This is a genomic window from Paenibacillus sp. FSL A5-0031, assembly GCF_001956295.1.
GTDB lineage: Bacteria > Bacillota > Bacilli > Paenibacillales > Paenibacillaceae > Pristimantibacillus.
In genome coordinates this window covers 89,419-104,905 of sequence record NZ_MRTD01000024.1, presented here as the reverse complement: position 1 = coordinate 104,905, position 15,487 = coordinate 89,419, and the positions used below count along the sequence as shown (strand labels likewise).

Here is a 15,487-nt window from a genome sequence, read left to right as displayed (position 1 = left end):
GGTTCGAAAAGCTTGAAAAGGGTTTAAGGGTTTGATATTAATGTTTTAAAGGTTTGATATTAATGTTTTAAAGGTTTGATATTAATGTTTTAAAGGTTTGATATTAATGTTTTAAAGGTTTGACATTAAGGTTTAAAGATTTGAAATAAGCCTTTAAAGGTTTGGTAGTAAGTCCTTTGAAGGCACGGTAGAAATTTCACTGAAAGGAGGGAAACTATATGGGTTTTGCAACTGAGTTTAATTCTGTGTGCAAATTTAAGTCCGAACAAGAGCTCTATGAATTGTTGGAGTATGGTCGGGGCAAAATGGTCAAGAGCGGCTTTCGCGTATTTCCAACTGGCCAAAAGGTGATTGCTTATACACCAGCCAATGAAGCGATTGCGATTGTCCGCATTTTAGCTTCTATCGCCGAAATTAATTTTCAAGGCGAAGAAGTGACACAAGTGGAGATGGAGCTCGTGAGAAAATTGACTGAGGAAGAATCAAAAGTTCAAACGGCGCTTGCTTTTGAAATGTTTTTTGGAGAGAGGGCCTAATCGATGATTGTCAGATTAGGTTTTGTCGCAATGAGCTTGCAGGTTGAGAATGCATCGCCTTCGAGAACGATGACGTTTGCGAACTTCTCGAAGCTAAACGACCGCGAGGCAGGGATTCGGAAGCTGGAAAGAATAGCAGAGGAAAATCTGCGCAGTACGCTGCGGATTTTGAAGCATTGCAAAGCCAGCGAAATTCAAATGTATCGCTTTTCGTCAAAGCTTATACCCCTTGCTACTCATGAGGACTTATTGGAGTGGAATCCATTTGAAGCGCTAGCACCAGCATTTCAGGAAGTTGGCGAGTTCGTGCAGAAGCACGGAATAAGAGTGTCCTTTCATCCGGATCATTTCTGCGTGTTCAGCACGCCTAGACCGGAGGTGCTCGCGAAATCAGAGCTGGATTTGCTCAATCATATTCTTATGCTAGAGGCAATGGGGCTTGATGAAGCGACAAAATGCAATATACATATCGGTGGAGCATATGGCGACAAGGTTGTAGCTGGTGAACGTTTTGTTCGCCAGTTCAGCTCCTTGTCGCCTCGCTTTAAACATCGAATTACGCTTGAAAATGATGATAAAACGTTCAATGTCATGGAAACGCTAGAGGCGGCTGAGCAGGTTGAGGTTCCGATGGTGCTCGACATTCACCATCATGCCGTTAATGCAGGCGACATCTCAGATGACGAATTATATGAGCATTTATGGCCGCGTATTGTTCGAACATGGGATAAAGAGCGAGAGCGGCTGGGCCTTGCTGGTACAAGCCAGCTCCCTCCCAAAATTCACGCTTCCAGTCCAAAAAGCTTATCTGACCCGCGTGGTCATGCAGATTATGTAGAAGCAGAGCCGCTTGTACAGTTTTTGCGTCATGCGGCTAGAAATACTGAATATTTGGATTGCATGCTTGAAGCCAAAAGCAAGGATGAGGCTTTGATGAAGCTGATAGAAGACTTAAAGGAACTGGAAGCAAGCGCAGAAGGCATCAAGGTGTTGGATGGCGGCCGCGTAGAAATTACTGCTGATTAGCAGCAAAATAACACCGTCAGGGCTTGCCTTGGCGGTGTTATTATATAGCGGGCGTTTTCAAATAGATGCATCATTATGTAACTGAAAAGGTGAATTCGCATGGAATGGATACTTCTTGTACTTCTTGGCGTTGTAGCAGCGATGTTTGGCAGTATTGTAGGTCTTGGCGGCGGTATCATTATCGTTCCTGTCTTAATGCTCATTGGTCCCACATTAACGGGAGAAGCTATTGGACATGCAACAGCAGTTGGCATATCATTAACGGTATTAGTCGTTACGGCACTTGCATCTACACTGAGCTATGCTAAACGTAAAATCGTTGATTTCCGCAGCGGCTGGATATTTTTTGTGACCAGCGGGCCTGCAGCAATGATTGGCTCCGCGCTTACAGGAAAGCTGCCTGCAGGCGTATTCCAGCTTGTATTTGGTATTTTCATGCTGCTGATGGCATCATTATTAATTGCTCGTGACTACATGAAACCGTTTACGAAGCAGTGGCCAATCGTTCGAACGATGACCGATGCATCAGGCGAGGTGCATACGTACAGCTATGGTATTATTCCTGCACTCGGTATCGGTTTTGGCGTAGGTCTCATGTCTGGCTTATTTGGAATCGGAGGCGGGTCGCTGTTTGTCCCCCTTATGGTGCTGTTATTTCGTTTTCCGCCTCATATGGCGACCGCAACATCAATGTTCATTATTTTTTTATCATCCATTCTAGGGAGCGGCATGCACGTTTATCTTGGTGAAACAGATTGGCTGCTCGTGCTTGCATTAGTGCCTGGAGCTTGGATCGGCGGAAAGCTGGGTGCGGCAATTGCTGTGAAAATGAGCGGCAAGGGCTTACTTTGGCTGCTTAGAGTGACGCTGCTTCTGCTTGCGGGACAATTAATCATTGAAGGCTTGCGTTCATTTTGATATGGTTGGAGTATTCATGCGAAACTTGGTAAAAGCATCAAACGTAGTAGACCTTAACATGGATAGAAATGTTCGTGAATTTACATAGAGGGAAGAGTGATGGATCGTGAATGATCAGAACAGTACTTCCGTCGTTGGCGGTAAAAGCTTTACGGCTGTCGCAATTAATTGTGCGTCGAAAGCAGGAGAATGGATTAAGACGAAGCTTGGCAACTTTGCAAGCCTTGATATAAAGTATTCCTCGCATGATCTTGTTACGGAAATTGATAAAGGTTCCGAGCGTTTAATAAAAAATCTAGTGATGACTCATTTTCCCCATCATTCGTTTTTGGGAGAGGAAGGCGTAGAGCCTGGGCCGGAAGCGTCAACGCGTGCGCTGGAGAACATCCGTGACGCTGAATATTTATGGATCGTTGATCCTATTGATGGCACAACGAACTTTGTTCACGGATTTCCTTTTTTCTGTGTGTCCATTGCCTTGGCGCATAACGGCGAGGTGATCGTCGGCGTGGTCTATGACCCGATGAAGGATGAATTGTTTGTAGCCGAAAAAGGCAAGGGAGCTTACGTGCACGGAAAACGGATGCAGGTATCCAAGGAGGATACGCTGCGCGGCAGCTTGGTTGCAACAGGTCTTCCGGCTGACCATCATTATGCGCTGCCTTTAAATTTGAAAGGCATTCAAGCAGTTGCCCCGCAGGTTCGCAATCTCCGTATAGCCGGCTCTGCTGCGATGCATATGGCCTATGTGGCGGCAGGACGCTTGAGCGGGTTCTGGGAGATTGGACTGAATAGCTGGGATCTTGCTGCCGGCTCGCTGCTCGTTCAGGAATCGGGCGGTATTGTGACGAGTACAGTTGGCAAGCCTTACGAATTGGGAACGCGAAATATCGTAGCGTCTAATGGACACATTCAGCAGGAGCTTATCTCGGCGCTTGACGAGGCGAAAGCAAGCGAATAAACGCAATAAACAGCGTGTACACAAACACCAAAAAAGCAGCCAGGCTTATAAATTGCCAAAGCTGCTTTTTTTTTATGAATTTGAAAGTATTAAACTCGCCTATTCCAAGCCTCTGCAAGCAGCTCGCTGTTAATGCCCACAGCAGCCAAGGATCCCATCGAAGCAGCCGTAATGGCTTGATACAGCTCCGTCGCTGCATCGCCAGCGCCATAGATACCTGGAATGTTTGTTTTCCCAAACATATCAACAACAACAGTCCCTGCTTCAGTGACCTTGCAGCCTAATGTTTGCGGCAAGTCTGAGCCTGCAGCAAGCTTTGGTGCAAAGAAAATTCCTGTACACGGAACAATAGTACCGTCCTCCAGCACAATTTGCTTCACCATGCCATCGCTAGATTCAATACGCAGGATAGGTGAGCTGAAGGTAGGAACGTTATGCAGCTTAAGCTCTTCACGCTGCTCATCTGTCCATTCATCAGGACCATCGGTACAAATGGTAATTTGGCTTGTCCAACCAGACAGCATTTTGGCAGAGTGCAGCGCTCTATCGCCTTTGACAATCAAGACTAGCGGTTGGTCTCTTAATTCCCAGCCATCACAATAAGGGCAGACGAAGGCGCTTTTGCCATATACTTCAGACAGTCCATTAATATCGAGAGGGATGTCTTTCATTCCTGCTGCAAATAGCAGCTTTTTGCTTTGATAGATTTGTCCTTGTGTGGTCGTAATTTGAAAATGGCCATCGGTTCCAGTGATCGACACTGCAGCATCCTCTACAAAATGAACCGTAGGATATGCGCTAATCTGCTCCTTCGCGACTCGTCGAAACTCGCCTGGACTAATGCCGTCTCTGGTAAGAAAACCGTGAGTTTCGCGAGTAACTCGGTTGCGCGGACGCCCTTCATCAATAACAACTACGCTTTTTCTTGCTCTGCCTAGTACAAGTGCAGCACTCAAGCCTGCAGGTCCCCCGCCAATAATTGCTGCATCGATCATTTGTTCCATGTTAAACATCCTCTCGAATGGCTAATTTTATTTTTACGCAGAAAGAGTAGTGAGACTTGTTTATTTCACGGTTTGTGTTAATGGATTGAAGGCAGCAGAGTCTACCACCCACTGGATCGTATGCTGCTGAAGGTACTGCTGCATATGACGTTCAGCACCAATCATCACTTTTTTTACAAGACATCCCTTATTTTCTGAATGGTCAGTGGACTCAAGCTCTAAATCTTCAGCTTCAAAAAATAAATGATGATGCTGATCGTCAATATTAAAGCACTCATATAAAGGCTGCCGTCCCTCAATAACTTGAATGACATCAAAAAATGTAATTTGATCTGCAGCTCTAGCAAGCTCGTAGCCGCCGCTTGCACCCGTCACAGCACGTACGATGCCGTCCTGCCGCAGCTTGGACATAATCTTGGATAAGTAGCTCTCTGAAACTCCGAGAGAAGAAGATAAATCTTTAATACCTATGTTCTGGCCGCGCTCAGCATGGGCTAAGTGAATTAAAGCATGAAGTGCATAACCGATACTTTTTGAATATTGCATAGGGTACACTCACCCTCCTTTAATACTTGTAATTAATCATTATAGATCCACAATGTCCATTATAGACAACGTGAATCCATAATGCAATGGTGTAATACAAATACGTAAATTTGCAAGGATTTACAATGTGTTTTGTCGAATGAAATAGCATGGAAGTACTGGAGATAAGCCAGGAGGAGTGAGCGATGGTGACAGTGAAAAAGCGAATTGCTGCGATGATGATGACAACAATATGTTTAGGCATGCTTGTTGCATGCGAGCCGAATGAAACGTCGTCAACAAATACAAAAGTAAATGAAGCGACGGATAAGCCTGAGAAAACGATGGCAATTGATGAAAGTACTGAGCCGTCAGAGCAAGAAGAGCAAGAAGAGCAAGAAGAGCAAGACGAGGCTTACACCGTACTTGCGAAGGAGCTTCGAGTGCCTTGGGTCATTTCTTTTGACGGGGATATTATTTATATAAGCGAGCGCGAAGGAAATATTGTGAAGGTGGATGGCGATGCGACGACACGTCAAGCGGTTCATTTGCTCAAAAGTGTACATGACCGCGGAGAAGGCGGATTTTTAGGTTTCCTGCTTGCTCCGGATTTCGCTCAGTCTCGAGAGGCCTACGCGTATCATACTTACGAAGAAAATGGTCGTGTAATGAACAGAGTCGTGCTTATTAAACAAAATGGCGGGCAATGGGATGAGGTTCGAGCACTGCTCGAGGGCATTCCTGGTGCTGCGAATCACGATGGCGGACGGCTGGCGATTGGGCCCGACAAGCTGCTTTATGTAACAACAGGAGATGCCCAGCAGCCGGAGCTGGCACAGGATCGTAACAGCCTTGCAGGAAAGATCTTGCGAATGACGTTAGATGGCAAGGTGCCAGCGGACAATCCGTTTCCCGGCTCCTATGTGTATTCTTATGGACACCGCAATCCTCAAGGGCTTGTTTGGAATAGTGAAGGTGTGTTGTTTAATACAGAGCATGGCCCTTCGGGAGATCCTGGCGGACATGATGAGATTAATAAAATTGCAGCGGGCGGCAATTACGGCTGGCCTGCGATTTATGGCAGCGCTGCGCAGGAAGGGATGATAACGCCGATTTATCATACCGGCGAAGATGCGATTGCGCCCTCAGGCGCGACAATCGATGAGAACAATCGAATATGGATTGCTACTTTAGTAGGCGAGGCGCTTTATCGCTATGACCCAGCATCCAAAAACATGGAAAGAGTATTCGAAGGTGAAGGAAGACTTCGTGACGTAAAGATAAAGGACGGACGTATTTATGTCATCACGAATAATACCGATGGCCGCGGCAACCCGTCAACATCGGATGATCGATTGCTTATAGTAAAGCAGGAAAAATAAAAAAAGCTCAGGAGCCTATTTCAGCTCCTGAGCTTTTTTTTATGATCTAAACAACTATTACAAGTTAGTGAAAGCATAATTAATGGCTTTAATCGTTTCATCAATGTCTGCCTCGGTATGGGCTGTCGTAAAGAACCAAGCCTCATATTTGGATGGTGCAAGATTGATGCCTTGATCCAGCATGAGCTTGAAAAATCTGCCGAACAGCTCGCCGTCTGTATCCTGCGCTTCATCATAATTCGTAATCGGATGATCGCAGAAATGAGCGGAGAAGGAGCCGCGAATTTGGTTAATTGTGAGCGGGATGCCATGCTGCTTGGCAGCGGCGTGCAGTCCTGTTGCAAGCTTCGTAGCCAGTGCGTTCATTCTATCGTAAATGCCAGGCTCTTGGAGCAGCTCCAAGCACGCTATGCCTGCTGAGATCGAGGCAGGATTGCCCGCCATCGTACCAGCTTGATAAGCAGGGCCGAGAGGAGCAACCTGCTCCATAATTTCACGGCGTCCGCCGTATGCACCGATTGGAAGGCCGCCGCCGATGATTTTGCCTAATGCGGTTAAATCAGGTTCGATGGCTTGGTGATCAGGGAACGCAACATAGGTCTGTGCTGCTCCGTAATGGAAGCGGAAGGCGCTGATGACCTCGTCGTATATAACTAGCGCTCCAGCTTCGCGAGTGAGCTTGCAAAGCCCCTCTAGGAAGCCTTCATGCGGCATAACCATACCGAAGTTGCCGACAATCGGCTCAACCATAACAGCGGCAGTCTCGTGCCCCCAGCGATCGAGTGCAGCTTTCAGCGCAGGCAGATCATTAAATGGCACGGTGATGACTTCACTAGCGATGCTTGCAGGGACGCCTGCACTGTCTGGAATGCCCAGAGTAGACGGACCAGAGCCTGCTGCGACGAGCACAAGGTCTGAATGGCCATGATAGCAGCCAGCGAATTTAATGATTTTGGATTTCTTTGTATAGGCGCGAGCGACACGAATGGTCGTCATGACGGCCTCTGTACCGGAATTGACGAACCGCACCTTGTCGAGAGATGGGATGGCTTCTTTCAGCATACGAGCAAGCTTAATTTCCAGCTCCGTTGGTGTGCCGTATAGCGTGCCGTTCTGAGCTGCACGAACGATAGCTTCTGTAATATGCGGGTGAGCATGTCCAGTAATAATAGGGCCATAAGCAGCTAAATAGTCGATATAGCGGTTATCATCGACATCCCAGAAATAAGCGCCCTCGCCACGTTTCATAAATACGGGTGCGCCGCCGCCTACCGCTTTGTAACTGCGGGAAGGACTGTTGACTCCGCCAACAATATGCTGCAGCGCTTCTTCATATAGTTTTTCGGAATTTTGTCGCTTTGTTGTCATGGAAAGCAGCCTCCAATGGGATTCATAGTTGTAAGTCAATTTAAACAAGCTGAGAAAGAGTGTTGTATGATGTACAGCCGCGGCGCACCTAGAAACAAAATACACGCAACTTGAAGCGCCGTTGCGTGTACGTATGTTTACTGCTGTTTATTGCTGCTGTCGCTGCCGCTTGGTGTACTGCTTGGCGAAGCAGTAGGTTCTGGAACGGTGTTGTCTTCCTGCAGCGTCGTCTGTACGAAGGAGCGCAGCTCATCTTCATCTCTAATTCCAATAACAGACGCGCCGCCAACCCGATCCTCCGCGATGAGATCCATCGGCGGTATTTGCGTTGTGCTGGCCACATGGCTTTTGACGCCAAGCTGACCGAGCTTCAGCATATCCGGCACACTAATGTTTGTTTTCACATAAGGCTGAACGCTTTCAAGAATTTTTTTCATTTGGATAATGTTCCATGTCGATTGAAGCTCTTTGGACACCGCCTGAAGGAAATTTCTCTGACGCTCCGTTCTTGTGAAATCGCTCATCGCATCGTGGCGGAAACGAACGTATTGCAGGGCTTTATCGCCGTCAAGCAGCTGGTAGCCTTTTTTGAGATCAATATCGTAGCGATTGCCGTCGGCGTTATCGGTGTAATGCATATCTTTTTCGACATCGAAGTAAATGCCGCCCATTGCGTCAATCAGGCTTTTAAAACCTTCAAAGTCGGTATAAACATAATATTGTATGTCGAGGCCAAGCAGGTCTCCAACCGTTTTCATAGCGAGCGGATATTCTCCTAAAGTAAGTGCTGTATTAATACGGCCTTTCCCATGCCCTTCTATGCTGACGTAAGTGTCGCGAAGAACGGAGAATAGATGTGCTTTCTTGGTCACAGGATCAAAGGATGCAACCAATATGGAGTCTGAACGAGCCGCTTGCCCCTCGTCTAGCCCGCGAGCGTCACCGCCGAGCAGCAATATATTAACGCGCTCTTTGCCTTCCCATTCAGGAATAGGTACTGGCGTTGCTTCAGCATCCTCGATAGGAGCCTTTGTTGGCTCTGGATCACTGAACTTATCAAGCGCACTGTAAACACCTACGCTCCAATAAATAACAAACGCTGCTACCACACCAAGAATGACAGAGAGGCTGATATAAATCCTTTTCCATCTTTTTTTCTTCGCCATTTTAGCAGTCTCATTTTTCGATTCTTCAGTCGTCTCTTTATTCGTCTCTTTAGGCATTTCGTTAGACGTGCTCCTTTCAGATATTGCGGAATCGTTTTGAAACAATGAGGGTAGATTTCAATGTAAGCATGAGCAAAGATGGCATAGCGAATGATCCGCTCCCAAAAAAAGAAGTTAGCAGAGCAGTATACGTTAGAAATATAAGAACGCATAAGTATGAGCCTTATTAACAGCTTATATTTCATCAGCAAACAAAAGCTTCGCTGCACAAGGCAAAGACAGTCGTTTACGCTAGGCGTGAACTAATGTATGATTACATATCATAAAATTATAAAGCTGAACGACATGCAGAAGCAAGTTTTATCGTTTTAAGTAAATAAAGATCGCTATTTCCTAGGAAATGTCGAAGTGGAAGGGGCTATAACAACCAGATGTTAGCAATCGATGTAAAGGATTTACGCAAGCAATTCAGCGTTCAAAAAAACCGAGAAGGCCTATCCGGCGCCCTCAAGGACTTGTTTAAACGCGAGTACAACGAGGTAACGGCGGTAAAGGATATTTCATTTCAAATCCCGCAGGGTGAAATTTGCGGTTATATTGGCGAGAATGGAGCCGGAAAATCGACAACCATCAAAATGTTGACCGGTATTTTGGTACCGACCGCAGGCGAGCTCAAAGTAAATGGCTACGTGCCTTTTAAGGATAGAGAGAAATTCGTTAATGGCATTGGTGTTGTATTCGGACAGCGGTCTCAGCTGTGGTGGGATATAGGCGTTATTGAATCGTTCCAATTACTCCGCAAAGTTTACCGGGTTTCGGAGGCGGATTTCCGCAAACGTCTTGACGAGCTTGTCGAGCGGTTACAGCTTGGCGATTTATTAAATCGTCCTGTACGCAAGCTGAGCCTTGGGCAGCGGATGCGCTGCGAGCTTGTTGCTTCGCTCCTTCACAATCCATCCATTCTTTTTCTCGATGAGCCTACAATTGGTCTGGATATCGTCGTGAAGACAGAAATTCGTGATTTCCTGATGCAAATGAATAAGGAGCAGGGTACGACAATTTTGCTGACGACTCATGATCTCCAGGATATTGAGGCGCTTTGTTCTCGCGTCATCATGCTCGATGATGGCCGCATTATCTATGATGGCGGACTGGAGGATCTGAAGAGCCGTTGGAGCAAAGGACGCGAAATTCAGTTCCAATTTGCAGGACATACTGCGCTTGCCAAGCTGCAGCAGTTGACGAGCACACTCGATGTAACATGGACGATGGAGAATGAAGTGAGCGCAAAAATGTGGCTGCCGCATGCCGTTAATGTCTCGGATGCATTGGCATGCGTTGTAGGCGGCGTTGAAATTCGCGACATTAAAATTATCGAAACAAACACCGATGACATCGTTCGAAGCATTTATTCCTCTGGCTCTGCGGCAACAACCAAGGAGACGGTTCAATCATGATGAGCGCTTATATCGACTTTATTCGAATACGGTTTATCATGATGCTTGCGTACCGCGTTAATTATTATAGCGGTATCATTATTTATGCGATTAATATCGGTGCTTATTACTTTCTATGGCAGGCGATTTATGGGGACAAGGAGACGTTGGCCGGTTTCACGGTGACCCAAATGACAACCTACGTTGCGGTATCGTGGATGGCTCGTGCTTTTTACTTCAATAACCTGGACCGCGAGATCGCGAATGAAATAAGGGATGGTAGCGTAGCAGTACAGCTTATTAGACCTTATTCCTATTTAGTCGTAAAAATGATGCAAGGTTTCGGAGAAGGCTTGTTCCGAATGCTGCTCTTCATGGTGCCGGGGATGATTATCGTTTGTTTCTTATTTCCCGTTAAATTACCGACAGATCCGATGACCTGGCTCATTTATTTAGTCATGCTGTTCTTTAGCTTTCTTATCAACTCGCAAATTAATATTTTGACAGGCCTATTCGCATTTTTCGTTGAAAATAACGAAGGCATGATGCGAATGAAACGTGTTATGGTCGATTTGTTTTCTGGCGTAGTTGTGCCGATAGCGTTTTTCCCAGGCTGGCTGTCAGCTATTATGCAGTGGCTGCCATTCCAAGCTATTACGTATTTGCCAAGCTCCGTCTTCACGGGGCGGACGCCTAGCGATCAAATATTGCAGGTGTTTGGCATTCAAGTGCTTTGGTTTGTTGGGCTGCTGGTGCCAATCTGGTTAACGTGGCGCGCCGCTCGCAAGCGGTTGTTCGTGCAAGGGGGATAATAAATATGAGATACGCATCATTATTTTTGGAATACATTAAAAACTACGCGAAGACGCGTCTTACTTATCGTGCTGACTTTTGGATCGAGGTACTTTCCGATTTATTGTTCCAAGGGATGAACCTCATCTTTATTCTGATCGTGTTCCAGCATACGCCGTCGCTTGGCGGATGGTCTGAGGCAGAGGTCGTATTCGTTTATGGTTTCTTCATGATCCCATATGGCGTGTTCAGCACCTTCTTCAGCATATGGAATTTCAGCGAGCGTTATATTGTGAAGGGCGAGATGGATCGTGTTCTAACCCGCCCAGCACACAGCCTATATCAGGTGCTTCTCGAAAATGTAGATCCGCCTTCTTTAATCGGTTCCTTCGTTGGGGCTATTATTATGGTGCTATGCTGGACACAGCTCGGATTGCCTTTCGAGATTCTCGATCTATTTGTGCTGATGCTCTTAATATTAGGTGCAGTGCTGATTTATGCGGGGCTCTACACGGCACTTAGTGCCATTTCCTTTTATTCCGATGCACCGACAGGAATTGTGCCGTTGATGTACAACATTCAAAATTACGGACGTTACCCGGTTAATATCTATAACAAAATGATCCGCTTCGTATTAACATGGCTGCTGCCGTTTGCTTTTGTAGGCGTCATCCCAGCTTCTTATTTTCTTGATAAGAAGGCGGATGATCTCTCACAGCTTGCGCTCCTAACTCCGGTCATGGGAATTATCGTGTTCTCTCTAGGGCTTTTGTTATGGAACCATGGCGTAAAGCGATACCGAGGAGCCGGCTCTTAAGCGGCTTGGTTTTAATTGAATAGGTGTGCAGCAAAAATGATGGGGGACTAATCATGACACAGCTTCAAGTGGGAGATATGGCACCGGAGTTTGTATTGCCGGCGTCAAATGGAGAAGATGTTTCACTTAGCGATTATCGCGGGAAAAATGTTGTCCTTTACTTTTATCCAAAGGATATGACGACAGCTTGCATACAGGAATCATGTGATTTTCGAGATGCAAACACAGAGATGCTGAAACGAAATACTGTTATTTTGGGGATTAGCCTAGATACGGTAAAGTCTCATCAGCGTTTTATTGAAAAGAAGGAGCTTCCTTTTCTGTTGTTAGCTGATGTGGAGCATGAAGTGTGCGAGCTGTATGGAGTATGGCAATTAAAGAAGCTTTATGGCAGAGAGTATATGGGTCTTGTCCGATCGACTTTTCTCATCGATGAAGCGGGCAGGCTTGTGCAGGAATGGCGTAAAGTAAGGGTGAAGGGGCATGCAGAGCAGGTACTGGATGCCGTAAAACAATTGCAACCGGCTGCTGCTAAATAATTGAAAACAGGACGGAGCAGGAAGTAGCTGCTCCGTCCTGTTTTTTTGTTTTGGACTCTTACAAATTTGTCACCTGAATTGTCACCCTAATCGATGGTTGGCAATCGCTATTTTTTATACGATAGGAAATAGAAAACGGACTTGTAAAGGAGGCGTCTACAAATTGTTCCAATAGCTTGAACTCAGCTGATCGCAGAATATCGAATAAACACAAAATATATGGGGGAATGAAAATGAAAAAGTTGTTAATTGCCATGCTGTCGCTTGTCGCTGTCATCCTAATCGCGGGATATGTTGGCAAGGACAGCATCATCGAAAAAATATTTCCGCAGGCTAAGGGTGTCATTGTGTACGGAGAGAAACAGCAGATCGATGATGTATTAATCAAACATGCCGAGCAATTAGAAACAAAAGAAGTGTACGAAATAAAAATCGAAATTGCTGATGGACAAAAAATAATGTATTTGTCGCAATCCGCGATTCAAGGCTTATTGAAAAAAGAACTGCTTACCGAAGTGGAAGCTGACGGTAAAACTAAAAAGGTAAAATCTTTGTCGACTGTTCCAAATGGAGAAGGCTTATTGTTTGCCAAAAAAGAGTCAGACAAGATTAATGGAAATGGAAATCCCATTTCAGTCAAATATGAAGGGAATTTGATTATTGGAAGCGGCCGAGCTTATGTCGATGCATTTGTTGTACTGGAGGACTCATCCTGGTCATCGCTGCAAAAGACAGAAAAAACGATGGCTGTTATGAAATTTAAAGAAAATCCACAAAAGCTAATCGGAGAGTTTGATGTGGAAAGAGACCAGCTTGTAACTTTGAAATAATGGCTCTGGTTAGGGTTGTCGCAAAAACAGATTTAATCTGCTTTTGCGACAACCCTATTTTTATTTTTGCTGACGTATCTTAGGGAGAGTGAGTCTCTGAGTTAATTGCAGCCAGTAATGCACTCCCTTATTGGACAACAAGCTTACGAACCCAGCAGCTCTTATTTGATCTTTTCATAATGGATTGAATTTTCTGTCGGTGAGATGAAGTGTTGAACCCTTAAGTGTATTTTGGCGCAGGCATTCATATAACAGAATAGAAAAATAACGATTTTGTTCTAAGTAAGCTCTTGCTTCAGCGAGCTTGCTCTTTACTATTTTTAAGACAGTTCCCGCGGTTATGCATCAAGTGCAAGAGTAAAAAGATGGAGCAGGGAAACAATAGAGGAAGCTTTCTCAGATGAATATATAGTTGTTAAACTATGAAGCACAGTTAAATAGATAATTTTGACATTGACAGTATGCTGTCACATTTATAAAATATGGACTTGCTTGTTAGATAGGGGGTTATAGATTTGATCAGGCTAAACAACATCAGAAAATCGTATCGAGTAGGGTCGGTTTCAGTAGAAGCGGTTCGTGGCGTTAGCTTGACGGTAAGTAAAGGTGAAATATTTGGAATTATCGGTCATTCAGGCGCGGGGAAGAGCACGCTGCTGCGCTGCGTCAATTTGCTGGAAAAGCCAACATCGGGAACGGTAAATGTTGGGAATGTGGAGCTTACCGGCTTGCCAGAGAGACAGCTGCAAGCGCATCGCAGGCGAATCGGAATGATTTTTCAACATTTCAACCTGCTATCGATGTCTACGGTACGAGATAATATTGCATTCCCGCTTGTTCTCGCCAAGCTTTCAAAGGCAGAGGTGAATAAGCGTGTGGATGAGCTGCTGAAGCTCGTTTCGCTTGAAGGTCATGCAGATAAATATCCTTCTCAGCTTTCGGGAGGCCAGAAGCAGCGTGTTGGTATCGCGAGAGCGCTCGCAAACAATCCGGATGTATTGCTCTGCGATGAAGCGACATCGGCATTAGATCCGCAGACAACGAACTCGATATTATCATTGCTGCTCGACATTAATGAGAAGCTAGGAATTACAATTTTACTTATTACGCATGAAATGAACGTTATACGTTCGATATGTGATCGTGTCGCTGTTATTGATGATGGCGAAATCGTTGAAATGGGCGATGTGCTGCATGTATTTCTAAAGCCGGAGCATCCGGTTACCCGCGACTTTGTTGATCAAGCTTCGGACAGCGCCGTGAATGGACAATTGCTGCGAGGCCGCTCAGGGCGTCTGCTTCGCATGACTTATATTGGTGAGCTAACTTACGAGCCTATTTTGTATAATGCGGTGAAGCCAACGTCTGTTCAATTTGCGATTTTGCAAGGAACCGTTTCGCGTATGAAGCACACGCCTTATGGTCAGCTTATTGTGGAATTGATCGGCAGCGCCGCGGAGATTGATCAAGTGATTGATGTTTTACGTAGAGATGGGCTGGAGGTGGATGCGATATGATGAGCTTCGAAAACGTACGTATTCCTGAAATTTGGGATGCTACGAAGGATACGCTCTATATGTTGACAGCCTCACTCGTGTTTACAATTATTTTCGGATTAATCATGGGCGTCGTCCTGTTTCTAACTTCAAAACGGCAGCTTCTGCAGCAGCCTATTGTGTATGGCATCCTTTCATTTATCGTCAACGTATTGCGCTCGGTTCCGTTCGTTATATTGATGATATTGATCATGCCGCTTACAAAAATCATTACGGGAACGACGCTAGGCGTAGAGGGATCTATCCCGCCGCTTGTGGTAGCAGCAACGCCTTTCTTTGCAAGGCTGGTGGAAACGTCGCTGCGTGAGGTAGATCGCGGCGTTATTGAAGCGGCTCAGGCAATGGGTGCATCAAAGTGGGATATTGTACGCCGCGTGCTGCTCCGTGAATCTAGTCCAAGTTTGCTAGCTGCGGTTACAATAACGGCAGTAACACTCGTCTCTTATACAGCGATGTCAGGTGTTATCGGCGGCGGTGGACTTGGTGACTTGGCACTTCGCTACGGATATCAACGTTTCCAAACCGATGTGATGCTAGTAACCGTTGCGCTTCTTATTGTGCTCGTACAGGTGCTGCAAACGATCGGGGATTCCTTAGTGCGTCGTTACAGCAGAAAATAAATAAGTAGAAG

General features: G+C 45.8%; 16 protein-coding genes. 12 read left to right on the top strand and 4 right to left on the bottom strand.

Annotated elements, in window-relative coordinates; genetic code table 11:
• Nucleotides 1-218 precede the first annotated feature (218 nt).
• The 4 genes from BK120_RS29855 to BK120_RS29840 all read left to right on the top strand — a co-directional run bounded on the left by BK120_RS29855 (nucleotide 219) and on the right by BK120_RS29840 (nucleotide 3,441).
• Entirely contained in the window at nucleotides 219-536 is a 318-nt protein-coding gene (locus tag BK120_RS29855) for a hypothetical protein (protein ID WP_054026471.1), read from the top strand.
• 3 nt (nucleotides 537-539) lie between these two features.
• Nucleotides 540-1,562, top strand: a complete 1,023-nt coding sequence (uvsE, locus tag BK120_RS29850; RefSeq protein WP_076271145.1) for a UV DNA damage repair endonuclease UvsE — start codon at nucleotides 540-542, stop codon at nucleotides 1,560-1,562.
• Nucleotides 1,563-1,661: 99 nt separating this feature from the next.
• Nucleotides 1,662-2,480 (top strand): sulfite exporter TauE/SafE family protein, encoded by an 819-nt coding sequence (locus BK120_RS29845; RefSeq protein WP_076271144.1) that lies wholly within the window; start codon nucleotides 1,662-1,664, stop codon nucleotides 2,478-2,480.
• Between the two features lie 106 nt (nucleotides 2,481-2,586).
• Nucleotides 2,587-3,441, top strand: a complete 855-nt coding sequence (locus BK120_RS29840; RefSeq protein WP_076271143.1) for an inositol monophosphatase family protein — start codon at nucleotides 2,587-2,589, stop codon at nucleotides 3,439-3,441.
• An 89-nt stretch (nucleotides 3,442-3,530) separates the two neighbouring features.
• Here BK120_RS29840 and BK120_RS29835 read toward each other — a convergent pair whose 3' ends face one another.
• Nucleotides 3,531-4,445 (bottom strand): NAD(P)/FAD-dependent oxidoreductase, encoded by a 915-nt coding sequence (locus BK120_RS29835; RefSeq protein WP_076271142.1) that lies wholly within the window; start codon nucleotides 4,443-4,445, stop codon nucleotides 3,531-3,533.
• A gap of 60 nt (nucleotides 4,446-4,505) precedes the next feature.
• Nucleotides 4,506-4,991, bottom strand: coding sequence for an RrF2 family transcriptional regulator (locus BK120_RS29830; protein WP_076271141.1), 486 nt, complete (start codon nucleotides 4,989-4,991; stop codon nucleotides 4,506-4,508).
• Between the two features lie 185 nt (nucleotides 4,992-5,176).
• On the opposite strand from BK120_RS29830, the gene BK120_RS29825 reads away from it, so the two are divergent.
• Nucleotides 5,177-6,352, top strand: a complete 1,176-nt coding sequence (locus tag BK120_RS29825; RefSeq protein ID WP_256711069.1) for a PQQ-dependent sugar dehydrogenase — start codon at nucleotides 5,177-5,179, stop codon at nucleotides 6,350-6,352.
• Between the two features lie 57 nt (nucleotides 6,353-6,409).
• Here BK120_RS29825 and BK120_RS29820 read toward each other — a convergent pair whose 3' ends face one another.
• Complete coding sequence (locus BK120_RS29820) at nucleotides 6,410-7,720, bottom strand: glutamate-1-semialdehyde 2,1-aminomutase (protein WP_076271140.1); 1,311 nt, start codon at nucleotides 7,718-7,720, stop codon at nucleotides 6,410-6,412.
• Between the two features lie 137 nt (nucleotides 7,721-7,857).
• The gene (locus tag BK120_RS29815; protein ID WP_372239033.1) at nucleotides 7,858-8,943 is read right to left on the bottom strand and encodes an LCP family protein; all 1,086 of its coding nucleotides are present in this window, start codon (nucleotides 8,941-8,943) and stop codon (nucleotides 7,858-7,860) included.
• 374 nt (nucleotides 8,944-9,317) lie between these two features.
• Here BK120_RS29815 and BK120_RS29810 point away from each other — a divergent pair, with 374 nt between their 5' ends.
• The 7 genes from BK120_RS29810 (at nucleotide 9,318) to BK120_RS29780 (ending at nucleotide 15,476) form a co-directional block, all read left to right on the top strand.
• Nucleotides 9,318-10,343: an ABC transporter ATP-binding protein gene (locus BK120_RS29810; RefSeq protein ID WP_076271139.1), complete on the top strand. Its 1,026-nt coding sequence runs from the start codon at nucleotides 9,318-9,320 to the stop codon at nucleotides 10,341-10,343.
• Nucleotides 10,340-11,134: an ABC transporter permease gene (locus BK120_RS29805; protein ID WP_076271138.1), complete on the top strand. Its 795-nt coding sequence runs from the start codon at nucleotides 10,340-10,342 to the stop codon at nucleotides 11,132-11,134. The genes BK120_RS29810 and BK120_RS29805 overlap by 4 nt, the downstream gene beginning before the upstream one ends.
• Nucleotides 11,135-11,139: 5 nt before the next feature.
• On the top strand, nucleotides 11,140-11,931 hold the full coding sequence (locus BK120_RS29800; protein ID WP_076271137.1) for an ABC transporter permease: 792 nt from the start codon (nucleotides 11,140-11,142) through the stop codon (nucleotides 11,929-11,931).
• A gap of 53 nt (nucleotides 11,932-11,984) precedes the next feature.
• Nucleotides 11,985-12,470 carry a thioredoxin-dependent thiol peroxidase gene (gene bcp, locus BK120_RS29795; RefSeq protein WP_076271136.1) on the top strand — a complete coding sequence of 162 codons (486 nt, stop codon included), beginning with the start codon at nucleotides 11,985-11,987 and terminating at the stop codon, nucleotides 12,468-12,470.
• 233 nt (nucleotides 12,471-12,703) lie between these two features.
• Nucleotides 12,704-13,300, top strand: coding sequence for a lipoprotein BA_5634 family protein (locus BK120_RS29790; RefSeq protein WP_076271135.1), 597 nt, complete (start codon nucleotides 12,704-12,706; stop codon nucleotides 13,298-13,300).
• Between the two features lie 515 nt (nucleotides 13,301-13,815).
• A complete protein-coding gene (locus tag BK120_RS29785; RefSeq protein WP_076271134.1) occupies nucleotides 13,816-14,817 on the top strand; it encodes a methionine ABC transporter ATP-binding protein in 1,002 nt (333 codons plus the stop codon).
• Entirely contained in the window at nucleotides 14,814-15,476 is a 663-nt protein-coding gene (locus BK120_RS29780) for a methionine ABC transporter permease (protein ID WP_076271133.1), read from the top strand. The genes BK120_RS29785 and BK120_RS29780 overlap by 4 nt, the downstream gene beginning before the upstream one ends.
• Nucleotides 15,477-15,487: the final 11 nt, after the last annotated feature.

Bases quoted from the DNA above. Each gene is read 5' to 3' on its own strand.
- BK120_RS29855 (WP_054026471.1), top strand. From the start codon at position 219: ATGGGTTTTGCAACTGAGTTTAATTCTGTGTGCAAATTTAAGTCCGAA.
- uvsE (WP_076271145.1), top strand. From the start codon at position 540: ATGATTGTCAGATTAGGTTTTGTCGCAATGAGCTTGCAGGTTGAGAAT.
- BK120_RS29845 (WP_076271144.1), top strand. From the start codon at position 1,662: ATGGAATGGATACTTCTTGTACTTCTTGGCGTTGTAGCAGCGATGTTT.
- BK120_RS29835 (WP_076271142.1), bottom strand. From the start codon at position 4,445: ATGGAACAAATGATCGATGCAGCAATTATTGGCGGGGGACCTGCAGGC.
- BK120_RS29830 (WP_076271141.1), bottom strand. From the start codon at position 4,991: ATGCAATATTCAAAAAGTATCGGTTATGCACTTCATGCTTTAATTCAC.
- BK120_RS29825 (WP_256711069.1), top strand. From the start codon at position 5,177: ATGGTGACAGTGAAAAAGCGAATTGCTGCGATGATGATGACAACAATA.
- BK120_RS29820 (WP_076271140.1), bottom strand. From the start codon at position 7,720: ATGACAACAAAGCGACAAAATTCCGAAAAACTATATGAAGAAGCGCTG.
- BK120_RS29815 (WP_372239033.1), bottom strand. From the start codon at position 8,943: ATGCCTAAAGAGACGAATAAAGAGACGACTGAAGAATCGAAAAATGAG.
- BK120_RS29810 (WP_076271139.1), top strand. From the start codon at position 9,318: ATGTTAGCAATCGATGTAAAGGATTTACGCAAGCAATTCAGCGTTCAA.
- BK120_RS29805 (WP_076271138.1), top strand. From the start codon at position 10,340: ATGATGAGCGCTTATATCGACTTTATTCGAATACGGTTTATCATGATG.
- BK120_RS29800 (WP_076271137.1), top strand. From the start codon at position 11,140: ATGAGATACGCATCATTATTTTTGGAATACATTAAAAACTACGCGAAG.
- bcp (WP_076271136.1), top strand. From the start codon at position 11,985: ATGACACAGCTTCAAGTGGGAGATATGGCACCGGAGTTTGTATTGCCG.
- BK120_RS29790 (WP_076271135.1), top strand. From the start codon at position 12,704: ATGAAAAAGTTGTTAATTGCCATGCTGTCGCTTGTCGCTGTCATCCTA.
- BK120_RS29780 (WP_076271133.1), top strand. From the start codon at position 14,814: ATGATGAGCTTCGAAAACGTACGTATTCCTGAAATTTGGGATGCTACG.